Source organism: Enterobacter sp. PL_is514 (genome assembly GCF_055816715.1).
In genome coordinates this window covers 368,778-388,869 of sequence record NZ_JBVPGN010000027.1, presented here as the reverse complement: position 1 = coordinate 388,869, position 20,092 = coordinate 368,778, and the positions used below count along the sequence as shown (strand labels likewise).

At 49.6% G+C, this 20,092-nt stretch carries 21 protein-coding genes, 1 tRNA gene and 1 pseudogene; 4 read left to right on the top strand and 19 right to left on the bottom strand.

The genetic code is table 11. From position 1 onward, the window contains the following. Positions 1-14 precede the first annotated feature (14 nt). Together AC0TNG_RS06050 and AC0TNG_RS06045 are read right to left on the bottom strand one after the other, a co-directional pair. On the bottom strand, positions 15-341 hold the full coding sequence (locus AC0TNG_RS06050; RefSeq protein WP_064159927.1) for a PTS sugar transporter subunit IIB: 327 nt from the start codon (positions 339-341) through the stop codon (positions 15-17). Between the two features lie 3 nt (positions 342-344). After that, complete coding sequence (locus AC0TNG_RS06045) at positions 345-623, bottom strand: HPr family phosphocarrier protein (protein ID WP_064159926.1); 279 nt, start codon at positions 621-623, stop codon at positions 345-347. A 318-nt stretch (positions 624-941) separates the two neighbouring features. Between AC0TNG_RS06045 and AC0TNG_RS06040 the strand changes: the two genes are divergently transcribed. Continuing rightward, positions 942-2,087: an iron-containing alcohol dehydrogenase gene (locus AC0TNG_RS06040; protein ID WP_248165635.1), complete on the top strand. Its 1,146-nt coding sequence runs from the start codon at positions 942-944 to the stop codon at positions 2,085-2,087. A gap of 32 nt (positions 2,088-2,119) precedes the next feature. Here the strand turns inward: AC0TNG_RS06040 and AC0TNG_RS06035 are convergent, their stop codons facing one another. The 10 genes and pseudogenes from AC0TNG_RS06035 to actS form a co-directional block, all read right to left on the bottom strand. Further along, positions 2,120-2,644, bottom strand: coding sequence for a 5' nucleotidase, NT5C type (locus tag AC0TNG_RS06035; RefSeq protein ID WP_064159924.1), 525 nt, complete (start codon positions 2,642-2,644; stop codon positions 2,120-2,122). 243 nt (positions 2,645-2,887) lie between these two features. Beyond that, positions 2,888-3,523, bottom strand: coding sequence for a 3-hexulose-6-phosphate synthase (gene hxlA, locus AC0TNG_RS06030; RefSeq protein ID WP_064159923.1), 636 nt, complete (start codon positions 3,521-3,523; stop codon positions 2,888-2,890). A 754-nt stretch (positions 3,524-4,277) separates the two neighbouring features. Then, positions 4,278-4,361 (bottom strand): annotated as a pseudogene (locus AC0TNG_RS06025) (ArsA-related P-loop ATPase); the annotation flags it as partial. 17 nt (positions 4,362-4,378) lie between these two features. Continuing rightward, on the bottom strand, positions 4,379-4,741 hold the full coding sequence (gene arsD, locus AC0TNG_RS06020; protein WP_248165633.1) for an arsenite efflux transporter metallochaperone ArsD: 363 nt from the start codon (positions 4,739-4,741) through the stop codon (positions 4,379-4,381). A 47-nt stretch (positions 4,742-4,788) separates the two neighbouring features. Then, positions 4,789-5,139 carry an As(III)-sensing metalloregulatory transcriptional repressor ArsR gene (gene arsR / locus AC0TNG_RS06015; protein WP_064159920.1) on the bottom strand — a complete coding sequence of 117 codons (351 nt, stop codon included), beginning with the start codon at positions 5,137-5,139 and terminating at the stop codon, positions 4,789-4,791. Positions 5,140-5,270: 131 nt separating this feature from the next. Beyond that, on the bottom strand, positions 5,271-7,034 hold the full coding sequence (locus AC0TNG_RS06010; RefSeq protein WP_248165631.1) for a P-loop NTPase family protein: 1,764 nt from the start codon (positions 7,032-7,034) through the stop codon (positions 5,271-5,273). Positions 7,035-7,042: 8 nt separating this feature from the next. Next, the gene (locus tag AC0TNG_RS06005; protein WP_079951695.1) at positions 7,043-8,152 is read right to left on the bottom strand and encodes a dsDNA nuclease domain-containing protein; all 1,110 of its coding nucleotides are present in this window, start codon (positions 8,150-8,152) and stop codon (positions 7,043-7,045) included. Between the two features lie 232 nt (positions 8,153-8,384). Then, the gene (locus tag AC0TNG_RS06000; protein WP_064159883.1) at positions 8,385-9,569 is read right to left on the bottom strand and encodes a tyrosine-type recombinase/integrase; all 1,185 of its coding nucleotides are present in this window, start codon (positions 9,567-9,569) and stop codon (positions 8,385-8,387) included. 164 nt (positions 9,570-9,733) lie between these two features. After that, positions 9,734-9,807: transfer RNA gene (locus AC0TNG_RS05995), tRNA-Gly, on the bottom strand. 80 nt (positions 9,808-9,887) lie between these two features. After that, entirely contained in the window at positions 9,888-10,631 is a 744-nt protein-coding gene (gene actS, locus AC0TNG_RS05990; RefSeq protein ID WP_024906588.1) for an amidase activator ActS, read from the bottom strand. Positions 10,632-10,794: 163 nt separating this feature from the next. Between actS and idi the strand changes: the two genes are divergently transcribed. After that, complete coding sequence (gene idi / locus AC0TNG_RS05985) at positions 10,795-11,337, top strand: isopentenyl-diphosphate Delta-isomerase (protein WP_032650117.1); 543 nt, start codon at positions 10,795-10,797, stop codon at positions 11,335-11,337. 38 nt (positions 11,338-11,375) lie between these two features. On the opposite strand, the gene lysS is transcribed toward idi, so the two are convergent. From lysS to xerD, 5 genes are all read right to left on the bottom strand, one after another. Continuing rightward, entirely contained in the window at positions 11,376-12,893 is a 1,518-nt protein-coding gene (lysS, locus tag AC0TNG_RS05980; protein WP_248165629.1) for a lysine--tRNA ligase, read from the bottom strand. Positions 12,894-12,902: 9 nt separating this feature from the next. After that, positions 12,903-14,001 (bottom strand): peptide chain release factor 2 gene (gene prfB / locus AC0TNG_RS05975; RefSeq protein ID WP_096059326.1). Its coding sequence is split into 2 segments (ribosomal slippage): positions 12,903-13,925 and positions 13,927-14,001, totalling 1,098 coding nucleotides; the frame shifts between segments, so codons are not numbered across the junction. A gap of 90 nt (positions 14,002-14,091) precedes the next feature. Beyond that, positions 14,092-15,825 carry a single-stranded-DNA-specific exonuclease RecJ gene (gene recJ, locus AC0TNG_RS05970; protein ID WP_048991824.1) on the bottom strand — a complete coding sequence of 578 codons (1,734 nt, stop codon included), beginning with the start codon at positions 15,823-15,825 and terminating at the stop codon, positions 14,092-14,094. Positions 15,826-15,830: 5 nt separating this feature from the next. Continuing rightward, positions 15,831-16,544 carry a bifunctional protein-disulfide isomerase/oxidoreductase DsbC gene (dsbC, locus tag AC0TNG_RS05965; RefSeq protein WP_024906584.1) on the bottom strand — a complete coding sequence of 238 codons (714 nt, stop codon included), beginning with the start codon at positions 16,542-16,544 and terminating at the stop codon, positions 15,831-15,833. Positions 16,545-16,572: 28 nt separating this feature from the next. Next, positions 16,573-17,469: a site-specific tyrosine recombinase XerD gene (gene xerD / locus AC0TNG_RS05960; RefSeq protein ID WP_023309098.1), complete on the bottom strand. Its 897-nt coding sequence runs from the start codon at positions 17,467-17,469 to the stop codon at positions 16,573-16,575. Between the two features lie 101 nt (positions 17,470-17,570). On the opposite strand from xerD, the gene fldB reads away from it, so the two are divergent. After that, a complete protein-coding gene (gene fldB / locus AC0TNG_RS05955) occupies positions 17,571-18,092 on the top strand; it encodes a flavodoxin FldB (protein ID WP_023309099.1) in 522 nt (173 codons plus the stop codon). A 6-nt stretch (positions 18,093-18,098) separates the two neighbouring features. On the opposite strand, the gene AC0TNG_RS05950 is transcribed toward fldB, so the two are convergent. Both AC0TNG_RS05950 and sdhE read right to left on the bottom strand, forming a co-directional pair. Further along, on the bottom strand, positions 18,099-18,509 hold the full coding sequence (locus tag AC0TNG_RS05950) for a protein YgfX (RefSeq protein WP_021242050.1): 411 nt from the start codon (positions 18,507-18,509) through the stop codon (positions 18,099-18,101). Then, positions 18,490-18,756, bottom strand: a complete 267-nt coding sequence (sdhE, locus tag AC0TNG_RS05945; protein WP_006178375.1) for an FAD assembly factor SdhE — start codon at positions 18,754-18,756, stop codon at positions 18,490-18,492. The genes AC0TNG_RS05950 and sdhE overlap by 20 nt, the downstream gene beginning before the upstream one ends. 294 nt (positions 18,757-19,050) lie before the next feature. Between sdhE and ygfZ the strand changes: the two genes are divergently transcribed. Then, positions 19,051-20,031 carry a tRNA-modifying protein YgfZ gene (gene ygfZ / locus AC0TNG_RS05940; protein ID WP_157189698.1) on the top strand — a complete coding sequence of 327 codons (981 nt, stop codon included), beginning with the start codon at positions 19,051-19,053 and terminating at the stop codon, positions 20,029-20,031. Positions 20,032-20,092: the final 61 nt, after the last annotated feature.

Here is a 20,092-nt window from a genome sequence, read left to right as displayed (position 1 = left end):
GAGGTAGGTACTGTTCATTTGGGTTTATTTTGTACGTCCTGTAGCATGCTTAATATCAAACTACCGTCCAGAGTGCCGTAGATATAAAAAGGAATAATCTGCACATCCCGGCAATAATCATCTGCGGACAGATGAAAGTCTTTCAAAAGAAATTCCAGGTGAGGCGCAATTAAGACTGAATCATATTCACTGAGGGCTTTCTTAAAATCAGACTCCGGACGATTTTCCACAATCACATCCAGGCCAATTTTTGCAGCCGCTTTTCTGACATTAATCGCCAGAAATGCGCTGGAAGCTCCGCTACCGCAAATAAGACATACCTTCTTCGCTGCGCCAGGCATCGTTTATTCTCCCAGTCCTGAAGCAATTCCTTCGGAAATAGCTTCAATTGCCTTTCTGGCATCTTCACCTGTTGCCTCCACACGAATTGTGTGACCACTACGTACACCTATTCCCATCAGCTTCATCAGGCTCTTGGCATTAACCGGCTTCCCGGCGGAGGTGACGTTGGCAATCTGAATATCGCTGCTGAACTGTTTGGCTATATTAACCAGCACAGCCCCGGGGCGAGTATGCAAACCACTTTTGTTGTGAATGACAAATTCGGCTGACTCAGGATTCATCTTTCTTCTCTCTTGAGGTTATTAATTTTATGGCAATACTAATGCAGAAACCGTGCCATATTTTTATTCCATATAAAAATCAACAACATAAATCTTAAAAAAAATGTGTTTTAAACGTGTTGCTGAAAAAGTAATGTTGTACCCATGTGTTTTCAGACAGATAGACACACTTTTGAAAATCACGATCTCAGCCACAAATAGCAGCAGAAGTGTGACTGTGATTGAAAATATTGATTAGGGTGGAGGCCGAATTGCGGCACGGTGCAGGCCAACAACATCTGCGCCGGTGCCGTTTATTACCTTATGAAGGATATCCTTATGCCGTCTCTCTTTTCTGTTTTCAGCGCCGGTGAAATTCACTTCGGGCGTGGGCAGCTTGATACTGTTGCCGGATGGGTTGCTCAGCGTTCGGAGCGGGTGATGCTGGTTCACGGCTCTTCTTCTGCACGCGCGGCTGTGCTGCTCGGACAATTAGCCGGGGCCGGGCTCGATGTCCATACATTCTCCGTAGCCCGGGAACCCAGTCTGGAAGATATCCGGAATGGTGTTGAACAGGCTCGCGAAGCCAGTATTGAAGTGATCGTCAGTTTAGGAGGCGGTGCCGTCATTGATGCAGGCAAAGCTATTGCGGCTCTGGTGCCAGCCAACGGCAGCATCATTGAATATCTGGAAGTGATCGGGAACGGACGTTTACTGGAATCTGCTCCCCTGCCCTTCGTGGCCATTCCGACCACGGCAGGCACCGGGGCGGAAGTCACCAAAAACGCGGTCATTAATGTTCCTGAACAACGCCGGAAGGTAAGTCTTAGGGATAAACGCATGCTGCCCGATCTGGCCGTGGTCGATCCGTCATTAACAGACAGAACACCACGATCAGTGACCCTGGCCTCGGGGCTGGACGCCCTCACCCAGGTGATCGAACCATATGTATGTAACCGGGCTAATACATTCACCGATATGCTGTGCCGTGATGCTATTCCCCGCGCGATGAATGCCCTGAGAACACTGACGGAGAAAGAATGTACCACCAGTCGGGATGAAATGGCCTGGGTCAGCCTGTGTGGTGGTCTGGCACTGGCTAACGCCGGGCTGGGAGTGATCCACGGTCTGGCCGGTCCGCTCGGGGGGTTATGTGATGCTCCCCACGGAGCGCTATGCGGTACGCTGCTGCCCTATGGCCTGGAATTGAATCTGGAAAATGTCGCGTCAGAAGAAAGCCTTAGCCGCCTCGAAGAAATTCGTGACGCCCTGGCGCTCAGCTTTAGTGTCCCTACCACACAGGCTTTCACAGCCCTTGCGGACTGGAGCCATCGCCACGGACTGGGTACCCTCAGGGAACTCGGTGTACCTTATGAGGCACTTGAGGCGGCAGCGGAAGCGGCACTCAATGCCTCATCCATGCGCGCCAATCCGGCGAAACTAAGTCAGTCGCAGCTGCTCAGTCTGCTGCATAAGGCCTGGTAATGAGAGGGCCCGAGAACCGGGCCCACTGACGTTCATGAGAGGAAGAGCGTTTCCACATCCTGCCAGCTATTAACCCTCCGGTATCCTTCCGTATCAAGGTTATGGGGGGCAGAAAACAGGATCCCTTCTCCCTGGAAGGTTAGAAAATGTCGCGGTGTGTCATCGATCAGGTAATCAGCATGAACAATGCTCTTGTTGCCACAAAACACCACGTTTTTAGGGCTGATGAAGGGGAAATTTTCCTGGAGCCAGTGATACTTGGCATTAAAAGAACCCGGCCAGTCCATGGCGGCACTGGTAATAAAGATTTCGTACCTGTTATGCAGAGCTTCCACCACCCTCTGACTGTCCGGGATCACCGGCATATCGCGGAAAAAACCGTCCTCACAAATCATTGCCCGCATCTCCGCCAGCAGTTGTGGACGGAACTCCTCAACCGTTTTGCCGGCCAGATCGGTGACCGTAATGTTTTCACAGAAACGGGCATTAAAGGAAGCAATAAACTTGCAGTTGAAATCGGCGATAACTTCATCCATGTCGATGGCAATTCTTTTCATAAAACCCGGATCCTTTTACTTGTTTATCGGATGAGGCTTAGGTGCGCTGGCTCCTGACGAAAAACGCCAGGTCAGAATAGCGTAGATTTATTTCTCAGGGGAAACCTGATCCGGCCTTAAATGGCCAGTAATGCATTCATGTCCGAACCACCTCCCCCGCGAATGTTGACTGAAGATAGAGTTATGCAGGAAGTAAGTCTGAGCGAACAGGCCGTTTTCATTACGGCCCTAATGTGAGAGTGCTTAACGGGCTTCACGCATTTGTTGTTTGATGGCTGCCGCTTCGTCTGCGGGGGCCGGGTGATGAATCAGACCTGCGCCGACAATGATGATTTCCGGACGCAGATCAATGTACTTCCAGACGCGACGACTGTTGATCCCTCCCGCGACAGCAATCTCAGCCCTCTTCGTGTGGGCGACCAACAACTGTAAATCTTCTATTGGCTCCCGACCGACGGCCTGTTGATCAACACCGGTATGAACAGACAGGACATGAACTCCCATATTTTCAAGTTCTGTGATACGTGTCGGCAGGTCGTTAACACACATCAGATTTGCCACCACTTTTTTCCCTAATTGACCCGCAATGTCAAGGCAGCCTTTGATCGTCAGCGGATCGGTGACACCGAGTACCGTGACATAATCAGCGCCGGCGCGATACGCTTTTCCCGCTTTGAAATAACCGTCATCCATGATTTTTAGGTCTGCCAGAATTTCGAAGTGTGGAAAACATCTCTTTATCTCGGAAACTGCCCTAAGCCCCTCACGAATAATGAAAGAGGTGCCAATTTCAATGATATCGATTGAATCTTTTACTTTATCAAGAAGAATAAGGGATTCTGACAATCCCAGTCCGTCCAGTGCAAGTTGCAGTTTCATGTGAACCTCTTTTCCTTTGGCCTGCAATATCACTGGTGAATAACAGGAATTATGCAAAAATCCTGAAACGAGTAACTTGCTTTATTTTGGCCTTATCATGCAGATGATCATATTGTTTAGCCTTTTATAAAAGCAAGTCTCATGCCACACAGTCATTAATACATTTCATCATGTTGTATTGTAAGGTTATTTTTGTGGACTGAATTACCTAATTGACACGTAAACAAACACTATAAGGAATGTATTCGAAACACGTTGATACACATCAACAGATTGTGACTAAAACTTTGCTTTATAACATTACCGTAACGTAATTCTGGACATTTATTTGTTTTCTGACATGATCCCGTCGATGAGACAGCCAGGTATAACTTGAAAAGGTTAACTATTTTACACACGTTTTAATTCTATCTGCATTAACCATTTCTGCTAATGCTCTGGATATATCCAGTTATATTTATCCAGAATATAAAAAAGGGAACAGCATGAACAACATAAATTTTTTATTCTGTATTTCTCTAATTATTTCAGCGATAGTAGTTAAAGGCATTCTTTCATTAAAGATGTTTTTTTCCAGAAAGCAAAGCACAACGCAGCTTGTTAACATGGGACGTTATAAAATAAAAGCGTCCAAGTACTGGGTTGGTGAGGCTATAGGATGGTTTTTGTTTGCCTTTTTTTTGATAATTATAGTTTCAATACTAAAGTAAACTTTAATCAGTTTAATTATCTTTTTCTGACAATCTCGGTCTCAGGTCTCGCAGGAAATAGAAGTTTTTCCTACACCTCCCTTACCGATAAAAAACAGGTAATGCGGGATATTCTGTAAGAATTTCATATGTCCTCCTGACATACTCAGCAACAGGAAGTATTGCCACCACAGCAGTTGGTGGGAGCTAATCCCACTTTCTCCAGCAGAATGCCGAACCAGCGAGCCAGCTCAGCACGTTTTGGATACCGCCCTGCCATCACCGTTTCGCCGCCCAACAGCAGTAGCCGAAGCCCTTCTGCTCGAGATGCTTCGAGTAATGCTTTCGCTTTCTCATTCTGAATAAAGCTCATGGGCTGCTGCGCCAGGTTGTAACGCTCAACCTGTACGACACGTCCTTTCAGCCACTGCACATCTGCAGAAAAATCAACCAGAACCTGATCGACATCTGAGCCACATACGCAGGTACAGTAGCACATTGCCGGGTCAAACATCGTTAAGGTCCTCATTCTGAATACCTAACATTTGAAAAAACATATATGTTCAGGCAAATTTTTTAGATGCAAACAGCCTTACCGCTACCAGAGCAGTTTGCCGATGCTAGCTTACGGGCGATGGCCTGTATGTCGTCCTGTTGGCTTAACCAAGCCTGCTCAATCACCTGAGCGGCCCAGGAAGGAATATGCGGGGATAAACGGTAGTGAACCCACTTGCCCTGTTTGCGATCCAGTAATAGACCACTCTCCCTGAGCATCGCCAGATGGCGTGAGATCTTGGGCTGTGACTGATCCAGCGCTGTACAGAGATCACACACGCACAGCTCTCCCATCTCTCTGAGCAGCAACACAATGCCTAGGCGGGTTTCATCGGAGAGGTTTTTGAAGAGTTGTAATGCTGTAAAAATCATAGTCGTTCCCCTACCTATCTGGCTCTATGATACTCGGCTAAAGATTACTTGCAAGATCATATACGGTAAAACAAATATATAGAATAAATAGCGAACGCACAAACTTGTGCGTTCGCTATTAACTAAAGGAATCATTCAGTAAGCCGACAAGTATCGACAAAAATATCGAGGTTTAAATCCAAAGGTTTTGATAAAAATGCTCTCTCATGCTTCCCATCACCAATAAAGAATAAATTCGTACCATCAGGAAAGTATCGATTCTTAATATCTTTCACCTTGGCTCTTCGGAATGCATTTACATCTTTACCATCTTTCAAGAGGTTATCTTCAGAATACTCAGATATCGATATAAATGATTGAGTATCTGTCGGAAGATTTCTTCCAACAAACGAAAGTATGAGATCAAAATTTCTGTCGTCGATATCTTCTTTTAGAATCGCATCAAGCATAAATGGAAGTCGATGTATATTGTCTGTTTCTCTTATTAAAGAATTTAATGCAAAATGATATGACATTACAGTTTTGTGAAGCTCAACGCCTTGAAAAGGGAACGAGTTTATTTTATAAAGATCTGTATATCTAGGTTCTGTTACATTGAATAACTGCATGTCATTAAGATATTTTTTAAATATCCCCTTGAAATCTTTTTCTTTGTTAAACCGCTCGACAAAAAGAGACTGCTCCTCTCCCATCCCATCAATCAACCCTTTAATTTCATCAGACCTTTTTGTATGTTCTTCTATCTCTTCATGAATATTGCTTAACAGACGTATGTTTGCTTTATTATCGATCCATGTATTAACAGATATATTTTGTGATTTTTTCTCAAGAAAATATGAATAGTTTGAAGATATATCAATTTCTAACTTTTTAATCTTCGCAAGTGAACTATTAATATCAGACTGTATCTTTTGTATTTTATTATTTATTTGCTCTGATAGTTTATCAGTATCATTGATGTTTTGATAATAACCATATAACCCCTCTAGGGAATAAGAAAGTATTTGCGTACATGCAGGACAACGGTCAATATTGTTATAGTTTTGGTTTTTGATATTTCTTTTAGTTCTTCTTAGGATCTTGACATGATTTTTAGTTAAGGATAATTTATTACACAAACTCGTATATACATCACGTTCTTCGTCTAATGATGCAACTAAATTTATATAATCATCAATATACTTCTGTGCCTCATCGCCGAATTCTTCATCCAGTAATTTAGAAACAACAAAGTGAGGCTCAGTGCTATATTTACTCAATGAGGAGATCTTCGACTGAAGTTGCGCCCGCTCTTTTGTTAACTTATAAAAATATTCTTTATCAAAAGAATTTTCTATGCCAAGATAATAATCAAGATACGTGTCTTTAAAGTCCTTATAAAAACCAAGGTTAGAGAATGACTCTCTTAAATAAACCCACCCTACAGATTGAGAAATATAGTAAGGCAGGAACATACATTCTATCGATGCTTTTTTTAGCTCCCCCTTCTGTTCTAAAAGCATGTTAAAATCAAATAATTGAGATAACATTTCCTTAAGTTTCACATGTTCAACTCGACCATCAGAGTCAATACCATGAAAACTAAAAAGATCCCCCCCATCCTCTTTTAAATATATGCTACCGAGCTCTCTTACTATTATATATTTTTTATCTACACCTCCTTTAGTGATGCTGAAATCCAATCTGAACGTAGGTTTGTATCGAATAATTTCGCTCAAACCATCTTTAACATCATTAATTCCAAAGGTAAATAAAATGCTCTGTATTAAAGTACTTTTACCCGAGGTATTACACCCACTTATTATGTTTATTTTATTTGAAAACTTTTGGTCGTAATATAAATTATGACTTTCAGAGACAACAAACAATCTATCAAACTTTATAATTGTCTTCATGGTATACCTTAATCGTAGCACTCAACGTAAGAACACAGAACTGCAAAAAATGTATCAATATTATCCAAGTTTATAGAATGAGATTTTCTAATATTATCAACATATGCAGTTAATGCATCTTGCAGAGAAATATATTGAGTTGTGTAATCATTATTTCTAACAAAGTCTTTAATAATTTGATAATCGTAATTACTCATATCCTTGAGTAGTTCAAAAGAGTTAAGTATATAGTTTTCATGATTTTTCTGTATGCTAAGTGGTATTCTAAATTTCATTGAGAATTGCTTTGCTTCGGCACGCCAATAGTCGAATGCCTTTTGCTGTGAATCAATAATATTCATGACTTTTTTTATATCTTCGCCTTCAACCCTTTTTGTTGGATCAAGCAGGCATATTTCCTGCCCTTGGTTATATACAGTCTCTACATCCCTAAATAGAGTAAGTATTACATCAATAGCTGCTTTCGGATCAGCTATATGAGGGAATTTTCTAACCATGAGTCCAATAAGAGATTCTTTTTGTTTCGCAGCAGTTCTTGGGAAATCGACCCACTGAATATGTAAGTTATCTAACTCTTGCCGATGAAAAACCGAAGATTCTTCATTGCAAACTTCTGTTATTCTATTTTCGATTTTAACTTTAATACTTTCATGTAAATCATTATAAACACAGGTGGAGTTTTGCTCATTTATCTTTACTATCTGCTCAGTAGCACCTTCAGCTTTTAACTTCTTCAGAGGCGAGTATTTTAACTCTATTTCTGTATTTGATATAAATGTTAACTGATGCCTATAATCCTCACTTTTTTCGAAAGAGTCATTTTTAAGATTATCCCCAACTAATAGAATTTTAGATACCATCTCAGAAAATCTAGCATCGATAGTCCATATTTTTCCGCTAAGTTTTTTTGCTTGGTAGGCATATATCTCGTTAATATAAGCTAAACAGTCAGTTTTATAGCAAAAAAGAAAATCATCATGATGTTCAATACAAATAAAGAAGTTTTTGTCAATGAAAGAATTAAAATTATCTAACAAAAGATATAATGCACAGTTTCTTTGAAACTCGAAACCAGTTAAGGCATCTACCCCAGCATTTACCGCTTTATTTTTAGCCACCTCATTCTCCTACAATAGCTAAAAATTCCAATTGTTATCCAGCTGATTTAGTGGATGCAAATGAAACAATTTAAGGCGATATGTATCACGAAAATCAAAAAAAATAAAATTATAGAATCATATTTAGTGATCCAATGCACTGTTTAATATACTGTTTTTTTATACAGCAATGAACAATAATGACCTTGGAAAAAGGAAAGACATCAAAAACTCGTTTTCCCTATTCTCAGACTTATACAAACTTAGTTAAACACGCTTCGACATAATCCCCATACCACTGCATCATCTCCTTCCTCCCCTCCAGATATTGAGCATGGTTATACGTTCCACGAATTGAGTTCTTATCGACGTGAGCCAGTTGTAACTCAATCCAGGCAGAGTTGAATCCCTGCTCATGCAAAATGGTACTCATCGTGTGGCGGAATCCATGCCCTGTAACGCGCCCGGCATAGCCGATACGCCTTACCAACACAGTTAATGCCATATCACTCATTGGTTTCTTAGGATTATTACGTCCAGGGAACAGCAACGCTCCTGCTCCAGTCATGGGTTTAAGCTGATTAAGCAGGTCAATTGCCTGGCTTGATAACGGAACCAGATGAGGTCGGCGCATTTTCATTCGCTCTGCTGGCACGTTCCAAACCTTCCGCTCAAAATCAAATTCCTGCCACTCCGCTTGCCTCAACTCCCCAGGCCTTACTCCTGTCAGAATAAGTAATTGCATCGCAATCTTAACAAGCACACTACCGGCATAGGTGTTCAGAGTCCGAAGAAACTCTGGCAATTCATCCTGGGTTAAAAAAGCATAGTGCTCTTTCTCATGAGGAGTCACGGCGCTGGCTAGATCTGGTGCTGGATTGTACTCGGCCCTGCCAGTCACAACAGCATACTTCCAGACTTCTCCACAGCGCTGGCGAACCTTACGGACCTTCTCAGTTGCCCCTCTAGCTTCTATCTTTGAAAGAACTGCAAGCAACTCCATCGGCTTGATATCTTTGATTGGCCGGTGACCGATATAAGGGAACACATCCTTTTCAAAGGTTCTCAGCATCTCTTCGCGGTAGGAGACAGACCAGCGGTCATAGCGACGCTGATACCACTCCCGCGTGATAGCCTCAAAAGAGTTTTCTGCGTCTTGTTGACGACTTAGTTTCTCAATTTTCCGTTCAAGAGAAGGATCGTTGCCAGCCGCTAATGTCCTTTTAGCATCCTCTCGCTTGCTTCTGGCTTCAGCTAAAGAAACATCGGGGTAAACGCCAATAGCGAGCAGTTTCTCTTTACCTAGTGAACGGTACTTGAGACGCCAGTATTTTTTGCCATTGGGATTAACCAGCAGGTAAAGACCACCACCATCAGCCAGTTTGTAGGGCTTCTCTTTAGGTTTTGCAGTTTCAACCTGACGAGCTGTCAGCTTCATTGGGGGTACCTCTCAGCAGGGGGTACAATTATACCCCCATCCATACCCCCACATTGAGCTTGACCCTGGGGGAGTACAATTGAGTTCAATAGACTAATAGAATGCTATAACTGCTTATTTATCAAGGGAAAATTGAGTTGGGTAGACTTCAGGAGACTGGAGTTTGGAGCGGGCGAAGGGAATCGAACCCTCGTATAGAGCTTGGGAAGCTCTCGTTCTACCATTGAACTACGCCCGCTTTGAGGTGCGTAAGGCATTATAGACCTTACGCACCTTCATACAAGCCTCTTCACAACTAACCGGCGATTAAATAATCACTTAGCACTTCGGTTTGCTGCCGGGCGCAGGAAGATAGCGCTGCGGATCGATGGCCGTCGCCTTATAGCGAATCTGGAAATGCAGCTTCACCGCATCCGTACCGGTGCTGCCCATGGTGGCAATCTTCTGCCCGGCTTTGACGTTCTGCCCGTTGTTGACCAGCATCGTGTCGTTGTGCGCATAGGCCGTGATGTAGTCTTCCCCATGCTTAATCATGATCAGGTTACCGTAGCCGCGCAGCTGGTTACCGACATAAACCACCTTCCCGGCTCCGGAGGCATAAACCGGCGTACCGCGCGCAGCGGCGATATCAATACCCTTGTTACCACCTTCAGAGAGTGAGTAAGGGGCAACCACTTTACCGCTGGCAGGCCAAATCCAGCAGCGCTGTCCAACCGGCGGCCATGACGATTGCGGCACCTGATAGGACGGCGTCACTTTGGCGGTTTTGCCTTTCGAAGAGGACTTTTTACCCGAGGACGATCCGCCGCTCACCTTCAGCTGCTGCCCCACCTCGATGGTGTAGGGCGGAGAAAGGTTATTCATCCGCGCCAGATCCTTCACGCTGGTCCCCGTTGCGCGCGAAATCCGGTATAGGGTGTCCCCGCGTTTGACGGTGTAGACCGAACCGGAATAGCTTCCCGTATCCGAAGATTTGCTTCCTGAACAGCCTGCCAGGAATAGCGTCAGCGTCAGGCAAAAAACAGCGGTAATGGGATTTTTCGTCAGGCTTCCTGCAAACAAAACAGATCCTCGGTCAGCGTGAATGGCGCCCTATGATAACAGCCAAAACGAACAGGGGTCATGCCCTTTTCCGCTCTACGAGCCAAACCGTTCGTATAAGAATGCAGTATAATGCTTCGGCTGATGGTGCTGAACCACTCGGCATTTTGGCACTGGAGCATCAATGAGTATTCAAGAACACGTTATTTTGGTAAACGACCAGGGAATGGTGATTGGCACTCAGGAAAAATATGCCGCGCACACGTTACATACCCCGCTGCATCTGGCGTTCTCTTCCTGGCTTTTTAACGCAAAAGGCGAATGTCTGATCACCCGGCGCGCCTTAAGCAAAAAAGCCTGGCCCGGCGTCTGGACCAATTCCGTCTGCGGCCACCCGCAGTCCGGCGAAGAGACGATACAGGCGATAATCCGCCGCTGCCGCTTTGAAGTGGGCGCGGAACTGGCCGATATCACCGCCGTCGCCCCTGAATTTCGCTATCGGGAAACCGACCCGTCCGGGATCGTGGAAAACGAAATTTGCCCGGTATTCGCCGCCCGCATCACCAATGACGTGACGATAAACGAAGATGAAGTGATGGACTATCAGTGGGTTGAGCTGGACGCGCTATTCCGCGCGCTGGACGCGACGCCCTGGGCATTTAGCCCGTGGATGGTCATGGAAGCGACGACCGCCCGCGAAAAACTCAAAGCCTTCGCGGCGCAATAAAAAAGCCCCTTTCGGGGCTTTTTTTACATCTTAATGTCTTATTTCACCGGGCGCATCGCCGGGAACAGGATCACGTCGCGGATGGTGTGGCTGTTAGTGAACAGCATTACCATACGGTCGATACCAATCCCCAGACCCGCCGTTGGTGGCAGGCCGTGCTCCAGCGCGGTCACGTAGTCTTCGTCGAAGAACATCGCTTCGTCGTCGCCTGCCGCTTTCGCGTCAACCTGATCCTGGAAGCGCTGAGCCTGGTCTTCCGCATCGTTCAGCTCGCTAAAACCGTTACCGATTTCACGGCCGCCGATGAAGAATTCGAAGCGGTCAGTGATCTCCGGGTTCTGGTCATTACGACGCGCCAGCGGAGAGACTTCAGCCGGGTACTCGGTGATGAAGGTCGGCTGAATCAGGTGCGCTTCGGCCACTTCTTCGAAGATCTCGGTCACGATACGGCCCAGACCCCAGCTCTTCTCAACCTTGATACCGATGCTGTCGGCGATCGCTTTCGCAGAATCGAAGTTATCCAGATCCGCCATGTTGGTTTCAGGACGGTATTTCTTGATCGCTTCGCGCATGGTCAATTTTTCGAAAGGCTTACCGAAGTCGAAGACTTCTTCACCGTAAGGCACTTCGGTGGTGCCCAGAATGTCCTGAGCCAGGGTGCGGAACAGGGATTCGGTCAGCTCGATCAGATCTTTGTAATCCGCATACGCCATGTAGAGTTCCATCATGGTGAACTCTGGGTTATGACGAACGGAGATACCTTCGTTACGGAAGTTACGGTTGATTTCGAACACGCGGTCAAAACCACCAACCACCAGACGCTTCAGGTACAGTTCCGGCGCGATACGCAGGTACATGTCCAGGTCCAGGGCGTTGTGATGAGTGATGAACGGACGCGCAGACGCGCCGCCAGGGATCACCTGCATCATCGGGGTTTCCACTTCCATAAAGTCGCGGTTCACCATGAACTGGCGGATACCGGCCATGATCTGGGAGCGAATTTTGAAGGTCTTGCGGGATTCATCGTTAGAGATGAGATCCAGGTAGCGCTGACGATAGCGCGCTTCCTGATCCTGCAGGCCGTGGAATTTGTCCGGCAGCGGGCGCAGGGCTTTGGTCAGCAGACGCAGCTCGGTGCAGTGGATAGACAGTTCACCGGTTTTGGTTTTGAACAGTTTACCTTTCGCGCCCAGGATATCGCCCAGGTCCCACTTCTTGAACTGCTCGTTGTAGATGCCTTCCGGCAGATCGTCACGGGAAACGTACAGCTGAATACGGCCACCAACGTCCTGCAGGGTCACGAAGGAAGCTTTACCCATGATACGACGGGTCATCATGCGGCCTGCAACGGCCACTTCGATATTCAGCGCTTCCAGCTCTTCGTTCTCTTTCGCGTCGAAGTCAGCGTGCAGTTGGTCTGAGGTGTGGTCACGACGAAAATCGTTCGGGAACGGCACGCCCTGCTCGCGCAGCGCTGCCAGCTTCTCGCGGCGGGTTTTCAGTTCGTTGTTAAGATCGACTACCGCGTCAGCGCCCTGTGCTTGTTGTTCAGACATGTTGGTTCCTCATAACCCTGCTTTCAAACTTGCTTCGATAAATTGGTCCAGGCTGCCGTCCAGCACCGCCTGCGTGTTGCGGGTTTCAACCCCGGTACGCAGGTCTTTGATGCGGGAGTCATCAAGGACGTAAGAACGGATCTGGCTGCCCCAGCCGATGTCGGACTTGTTGTCTTCCATCGCCTGTTTCTCAGCATTTTTCTTCTGCATCTCCAGCTCATAAAGCTTCGCTTTCATCTGCTTCATGGCCTGGTCTTTGTTCTTATGCTGGGAACGGTCGTTCTGGCATTGCGTGACCAGCCCGGTTGGAATGTGGGTAATACGCACCGCCGATTCCGTACGGTTAACGTGCTGGCCGCCCGCGCCGGATGCGCGATAAACGTCGATACGCAGGTCCGCCGGGTTAATTTCGATATCGATATCTTCGTCAACTTCCGGGTAAACGAACGCGGAGCTGAAGGAGGTATGACGACGGCCGCCGGAGTCGAACGGGCTCTTACGCACCAGGCGGTGAACGCCGGTTTCAGTACGCAGCCAGCCGTAGGCGTAGTCACCGATGATCTTGATGGTGACGGATTTAATACCGGCCACTTCACCTTCAGACTCTTCGATAATTTCAGTTTTGAAGCCGCGCGCTTCTGCCCAACGCAGGTACATGCGCGTCAGCATGCTGGCCCAGTCCTGCGCTTCAGTACCGCCAGAACCTGCCTGAATATCAAGATAGCAGTCAGCGCTGTCGTATTCGCCGGAGAACATGCGACGGAATTCAAGCTGCGCCAGCTTCTCTTCCAGCACGTCGAGTTCTGCCACGGCTTCGTTAAAGGTTTCTTCGTCGTCGGCTTCGACGGCCAGCTCCAGCAAACCGGAAACATCTTCCAGCCCCTGGGCCATTTGATCCAGCGTATCTACGATAGCTTCGAGAGAGGAACGCTCTTTACCCAGCGCCTGTGCGCGTTCAGGTTCGTTCCAGACGTCCGGCTGTTCCAGCTCGGCGTTTACTTCTTCAAGACGCTCTTTCTTGGCATCGTAGTCAAAGATACCCCCTAAGAACGTCAGAGCGCTCCGTGAGGTCCTGAATACGGTTTTTTACCGGATTAATTTCAAACATGGTCTGTTTTCTTTTATGGACTTGTCAAAATGCGGTGATAAGAGCGGGATTGTACCGAATCCACGCCCTTTTTTATAGAGATTACTGCCGCTAAATTGGCCAGATATTGTCGATGATGATCTGAAGGGTGCGGTTACCGCGAAACTCGTTGATGTCCAGTTTGTACGCCAGCTCGACCTCGCGTACGCCGTTGTCCGGCCATACCGCCGTATCAACGTTAAAGGCAATGCCGTCCAGCAGCGGGCCGCCGCCCACGGGCTCGACCATCACTTTTAGATGACGTTCGCCGACGATACGCTGTTGCAGCAGGCGGAAACGGCCGTCGAACAGCGGCTCCGGGAACATCTGCCCCCATGGACCGGCATCGCGGAGCATTTGCGCCACGTCCATCGTCATCTCAAGCGGTGAAAGCTCACCATCGGACACCACTTCCCCCTGCAACAGGGCCGGGTCGATCCAGTCGGTGACCAGTTCACCAAACAGCCGCTGGAACTCGTCGAATTTCGCCTCTTCCAGCGACAGGCCCGCCGCCATTGCATGGCCGCCAAACTTGAGCATCAGGCCCGGGTACAGCGTATCGAGGCGCTCCAGGGCATCACGCATGTGCAGACCCTGGATTGAGCGGCCAGAGCCTTTGAGCGTGCCGTCGCCCGCGGGGGCGAACGCGATCACCGGACGGTGGAAACGCTCTTTAATGCGCGACGCCAGAATACCGACCACGCCCTGATGCCACTCTGGATGGTACATCGCCAGGCCGCCCGGCAGCGTATCGCCGCTGCGCTCAAGTTTTTCGCACAGGGTCAGCGCCTCGGCCTGCATCCCCTGCTCAATCTCTTTGCGGGTCTGGTTCAGGGCGTCCAGCTCGTTGGCCAGCACGCGCGCTTCACCGATGTTGTCGCACAGCAGCAGCGCCACGCCGACGGACATATCGTCCAGCCTTCCGGCCGCGTTCAGACGCGGCCCGAGGGCAAAGCCCAAATCGCTTGCCGCCAGCTTGAGCGGATCGCGGTTGGCAATCTCCAGCAGCGCCTTGATCCCCGGACGGCACTTGCCTGCCCGGATGCGGCTTAAGCCCTGCCAGGTCAAAATGCGGTTATTGGTATCGAGCGGCACCACGTCCGCGACGGTACCCAGCGCCACCAGATCGAGATATTCGGCCAGGTTCGGTACGGCAATACCGCGGGAGTCGAACCAGCCCTTATCGCGTAACAGGGTACGTAACGCCAGCATCAGATAAAACGCCACGCCCACGCCTGCGAGGGATTTCGACGGGAAATCGCAGTCGCGCAGGTTGGGATTAATAATCGCTTCCGCATCCGGCAGCGTTTCGCCCGGCAGATGGTGATCGGTGACCAGCACCGGGATCCCCAAAGCGTGAGCATGATCGACGCCCGCATGGGAAGAGATCCCGTTATCGACGGTCATGATCATCTGTGCACCGCGGGCGTGGGCCTGATCGACCACTTCCGGGCTGAGGCCATAGCCGTCTTCAAAACGGTTCGGCACCAGATACGTGACGTTATCGCAGCCCAGCGCGCGCAGGCTGAGCACGCTCAGCGCGGTGCTGGTTGCGCCGTCGGCGTCGAAATCCCCTACCACCACAATCCGCGTTCCCTCACGAAGCGCGTTGTAGAGCATTTCAGTGGCTTTTTCGATACCGCTCAGCTGCTGCCAGGGCAGCATCCCTTTCACGCTGCGTTCAAGATCCTCAGCGCTACGCACGCCGCGGCTGGCGTAGAGGCGCTTAAGCAGCGCCGGGAGTTCGTCTGGCAAATCAACCGGTTCAACCGCCTCGCGGCGGCGCAATTTTATTGGGGCTTTCACGCGGATTATTTACCACCAAACTGTTTCTGGTGCGCGTCGAGGAACTCTTTCATCTCTTTCGGTCCCTGATAGCCTGGAACGACATAGCCGTTGCTCAGGACAATCGCTGGCGTACCGTTAACGCCAAACTGCACGCCAAGCGCGTAGTGGTTAGCAATATCAATGTCGCAGGAGGCCGGCTTAACGCCTTTGCCGTTCATCGCGTCGTCAAACGCTTTGTTGCGGTCTTTCGCACACCAGATGGCCTTCATGTCCTGCTCTGGCTGGCTCTGCACGCCCGCGCGCGGGAAGGCCAGGTAACGCACGGTAATACCCAGCGCGTTGTAATCTTTCATCTCTTCATGCAGCTTGTGGCAGTAGCCGCAGGTGATGTCGGTGAAGACGGTAATGACGTGTTTTTCCTGCGCCGCCTTATAGACGATCATCTCTTTTTCGAGCGCGTTCAGGTTTTTCATCAGCAGCTGGTTGGTGACGTTCACCGGCTGCGCGCCGCTCACGTCGTACATTGGCCCCTGAATAATGTGTTTGCCGTCTTCGGTGACGTACAGCACGCCGCTGCTCGTCAGCACCGTTTTCATGCCGGCAACCGGTGCAGGCTGAATATCGCTGCCGGTGACGCCAAGCTTAGCGAGCGACTGTTTGATGGCGGCGTCGTCCGCATGGGCGAAACCGGTAAAGGAGGCTGCCAGCAGGGTGAACAGCGCGAAAGACTTTTTCATATGTGATCCTGTTACAATTCGTCGGCACTCACGCACGAGGGTGGTGCTGTTGGTGTAGCTGCCGCAGGCGTTCCGTCGCGACATGGGTGTAAATTTGCGTCGTGGAAAGATCGCTGTGCCCCAGCAGCATCTGCACCACACGTAAATCAGCGCCGTGGTTTAACAGATGCGTCGCGAAGGCGTGACGCAATACGTGCGGCGAAAGCTTTTCACTGTCGATACCCGCCAGTGTGGCGTAATGCTTGATGCGATGCCAGAACGTTTGCCGCGTCATCTGCTGCGCGCGCTGGCTTGGAAACAGGACGTCGATAGACGTACCATTGAGCAGCCACGGACGACCATGCTCCAGGTACGTTTCCAGCCAGTAAACCGCCTCTTCACCCAGCGGAACCAGCCTTTCCTTGTTTCCTTTACCGATGACGCGCACCACGCCCTGACGCAGGCTGATGTCGCTCATCGTCAGACCAACCAGTTCCGAAACGCGCAGGCCGGTAGCATACAATAGCTCAAGCATGGCTTTATCGCGTAACTCCAGCGGCAGGTCAACTGCCGGTGACTGCAATAATCTCTCAACTTGTGCTTCGCTGAGATCTTTCGGCAGCCGCTGCGGGAGTTTAGGGGATGCCAGCAGCGCGCTGGGATCGTCCTCGCGGATCTTCTCACGATAGAGATGCTGGAACAGCCGACGCATGGCGCTGAGTAAACGTGCGGAACTGGTGGCTTTATAGCCCCCCGCGATACGTTCCCCCAGCAGCGCCTGCAAGTCGTCACGCTGTGCACTCGCAAGGGATAACCCCCGGTGCGCAAGCCACTCCACCAGCATGGTGAGATCGCGACGGTAGGCGCTAAGGGTATTCTCGGCCAGGTTTTTCTCCAGCCACAGCGCGTCGAGAAACTGTTCGATCAGTGCGAGATCCTTTTCCACATCAGCCCCTTTGATTCTGCAGTCAGGCCATTATGCCTGATTGCGACCGGTTTCTGGTACACTACGCGCAAAGTCAAAGCAAGAATTGAGATAGTTACGCGATGAATATTGGTCTGTTCTATGGTTCCAGCACCTGCTACACCGAAATGGCGGCAGAGAAAATTCGCGACATCATTGGTCCGGAACTGGTGACGTTGCATAACCTGAAAGATGACGCGGTCGCTCTGATGGAACAGTACGATGTGCTGATCCTCGGCATCCCAACCTGGGATTTTGGTGAGATACAGGAAGACTGGGAAGCCATCTGGGATCAACTCGATTCAGTCAATCTCGACGGCAAGATCATTGCCATGTACGGCATGGGGGATCAGCTGGGGTACGGGGAGTGGTTCCTGGACGCGCTCGGCATGCTGCACGATAAGCTGGCGCCGAAAGGGGTATCGTTCATCGGCTACTGGCCAACCGAAGGTTACGAGTTCACCAGTAAAAAGCCGATTATTGCCGACGGCGAGCTGTTTGTTGGGCTCGCGCTGGATGAAACCAACCAGTACGATCTCAGCGATGAGCGCCTGCAAAGCTGGTGCGAGCAGATCCTGGGCGAAATGGCAGAGAAGTTTAGCTAACGCGCGTTACCCCTGCGTCGTCTGTTGTAGCAACATCCGGCGCAGGTCTCGCCACTCGGCAGCATCCATACTGTCAGCCGCCAGCCAAAGATGCTGGCAACGCCCGCCGTCCACCTTGCGTAACCGTAACATCATGCCGCAGTTGAGCATCCAGGGCATACCGAGAATATCCCACTCTTTTCCCTGCCAGCGCAGGCGGGAATCCATCAGTAGCTTGATCTCTCCCTGACGGGCATTAATGCGACGCTGGCTGCGTACGCTGTCAAACACGACAAACGAGAGTAACAGCAGCCACAGCGGCGTATAGCTCAGCGGCCACGGCATCAGTAACACAAAGGCCGCAACCAGGCCGTGGAGCAACAAAGACATCCACTGCGAGCGCCACGAGACGCGAAGATCAGATTGCCACAGGACCACGTTCCCGATTCCGTGTTTGAATTAATTGCACCATCCGTTGCAACTCGGTGTCGGCGGGTTTGCCGTGGTTCATCAGCCAGTTGAATAAATCCGGATCGTCAGACTCAAGCAGTCGAACAAACAGACGCTTATCATCGTCGCTTAAGGTGTCATACTCATATTCGAAGAAAGGCATGATGGAAATATCAAGTTCACGCATGCCGCGGCGGCACGCCCAGTGAATACGGGCCTTGTTGTTAATATCCATGTTCAGTTTCCTGCATTACGTTTGGCACAGTCGGTACCCCCTTCAGTGTTCTTTATTTCTCTACGGGGACACCAGCTAGTGTAACGTGTTTTTGACCGTTTCATTACTGGAATATTGCGATCGCCGAGCAGGCTTCCAGAATAATCCCCACAAAGACAGCGGATTACATTATTTTGCGTAGCGCTACGCATAACCGGTTTAAGGCACAAATGGTCTGCTGAAAGCGCTTGCATTGCCTGCAGGCTCTTTTACCATTAGGCATTATCAAAGCGTTAAGCAATTCAGGATATCGTTATGGCCTTTACACCATTTTCTCCTCGCCAGCCCGCCGCCTCTGCGCGTCTGCCGCTGACGCTTATTTCTCTTGATGACTGGGCGCTGGCAACGCTCACCGGTGCCGACGCCGAAAAATACCTGCAGGGCCAGGTGACCGCCGACGTCAGCCAGATGACTGAACACCAGCACCTGCTGGCCGCGCATTGCGACCCAAAAGGCAAAATGTGGAGCAATCTGCGTATCTTCCGCCGCCAGGACGGCTTTGCCTTTATTGAGCGCCGCAGTCTGCAAGAGGCCCAGCTCAAGGAGCTGAAAAAGTACGCGGTCTTTTCCAAAGTTACTATCACCCCGGACGACGAACATGTCCTGCTGGGTGTGGCCGGTTTCCAGGCGCGTGCGGCGCTGAAAAATCTGTTCAGCGAACTGCCGGATGCGGAAAAGCAGGTGGTCAGCGAAGGCGCGACATCCATCCTGTGGTTTGAACACCCGGCGGAGCGTTTCCTGTTAGTTACGGATGCGGCAACTGCCGAACGCGTCACCGAGGCGCTGCGCGGCGAAGCACAGCTCAACAACAGTCAGCAGTGGCTGGCGCTGAACATCGAAGCGGGTCTGCCGATCATTGACGCCGCAAACAGCGCGCAGTTTATTCCTCAGGCAACCAACCTGCAGGCGCTGGGAGGAATCAGCTTTAAAAAGGGCTGTTACACCGGCCAGGAGATGGTCGCGCGTGCGAAATTCCGCGGGGCAAACAAACGTGCGCTGTGGACGCTGGCGGGCCATGCCAGCCGTGTACCTGAAGCGGGTGAAGACTTAGAGCTGAAGATGGGTGATAACTGGCGCCGCACCGGCACCGTATTAGCCGCTGTACAGCTGGATGATGGACGTCTTTTGGTTCAAGCCGTCATGAACAACGACATGGAGGCTGACAGCGTGTTCCGCGTGCGTGACGATGCGAACACACTGAGCATCGAGCCGCTGCCGTATTCTCTGGAAGAGTGATGCTGTATCGCCCGGTGGCGCTGCGCTTACCGGGCCTACGGTTTTGGTGTCCTCCCTCTCC

Bases quoted from the DNA above. Each gene is read 5' to 3' on its own strand.
- AC0TNG_RS06050 (WP_064159927.1), bottom strand. From the start codon at position 341: ATGCCTGGCGCAGCGAAGAAGGTATGTCTTATTTGCGGTAGCGGAGCT.
- AC0TNG_RS06045 (WP_064159926.1), bottom strand. From the start codon at position 623: ATGAATCCTGAGTCAGCCGAATTTGTCATTCACAACAAAAGTGGTTTG.
- AC0TNG_RS06040 (WP_248165635.1), top strand. From the start codon at position 942: ATGCCGTCTCTCTTTTCTGTTTTCAGCGCCGGTGAAATTCACTTCGGG.
- AC0TNG_RS06035 (WP_064159924.1), bottom strand. From the start codon at position 2,644: ATGAAAAGAATTGCCATCGACATGGATGAAGTTATCGCCGATTTCAAC.
- hxlA (WP_064159923.1), bottom strand. From the start codon at position 3,523: ATGAAACTGCAACTTGCACTGGACGGACTGGGATTGTCAGAATCCCTT.
- arsD (WP_248165633.1), bottom strand. From the start codon at position 4,741: ATGAGGACCTTAACGATGTTTGACCCGGCAATGTGCTACTGTACCTGC.
- arsR (WP_064159920.1), bottom strand. From the start codon at position 5,139: ATGATTTTTACAGCATTACAACTCTTCAAAAACCTCTCCGATGAAACC.
- AC0TNG_RS06010 (WP_248165631.1), bottom strand. From the start codon at position 7,034: ATGAAGACAATTATAAAGTTTGATAGATTGTTTGTTGTCTCTGAAAGT.
- AC0TNG_RS06000 (WP_064159883.1), bottom strand. From the start codon at position 9,569: ATGAAGCTGACAGCTCGTCAGGTTGAAACTGCAAAACCTAAAGAGAAG.
- idi (WP_032650117.1), top strand. From the start codon at position 10,795: ATGAGTATTCAAGAACACGTTATTTTGGTAAACGACCAGGGAATGGTG.
- lysS (WP_248165629.1), bottom strand. From the start codon at position 12,893: ATGTCTGAACAACAAGCACAGGGCGCTGACGCGGTAGTCGATCTTAAC.
- dsbC (WP_024906584.1), bottom strand. From the start codon at position 16,544: ATGAAAAAGTCTTTCGCGCTGTTCACCCTGCTGGCAGCCTCCTTTACC.
- fldB (WP_023309099.1), top strand. From the start codon at position 17,571: ATGAATATTGGTCTGTTCTATGGTTCCAGCACCTGCTACACCGAAATG.
- sdhE (WP_006178375.1), bottom strand. From the start codon at position 18,756: ATGGATATTAACAACAAGGCCCGTATTCACTGGGCGTGCCGCCGCGGC.
- ygfZ (WP_157189698.1), top strand. From the start codon at position 19,051: ATGGCCTTTACACCATTTTCTCCTCGCCAGCCCGCCGCCTCTGCGCGT.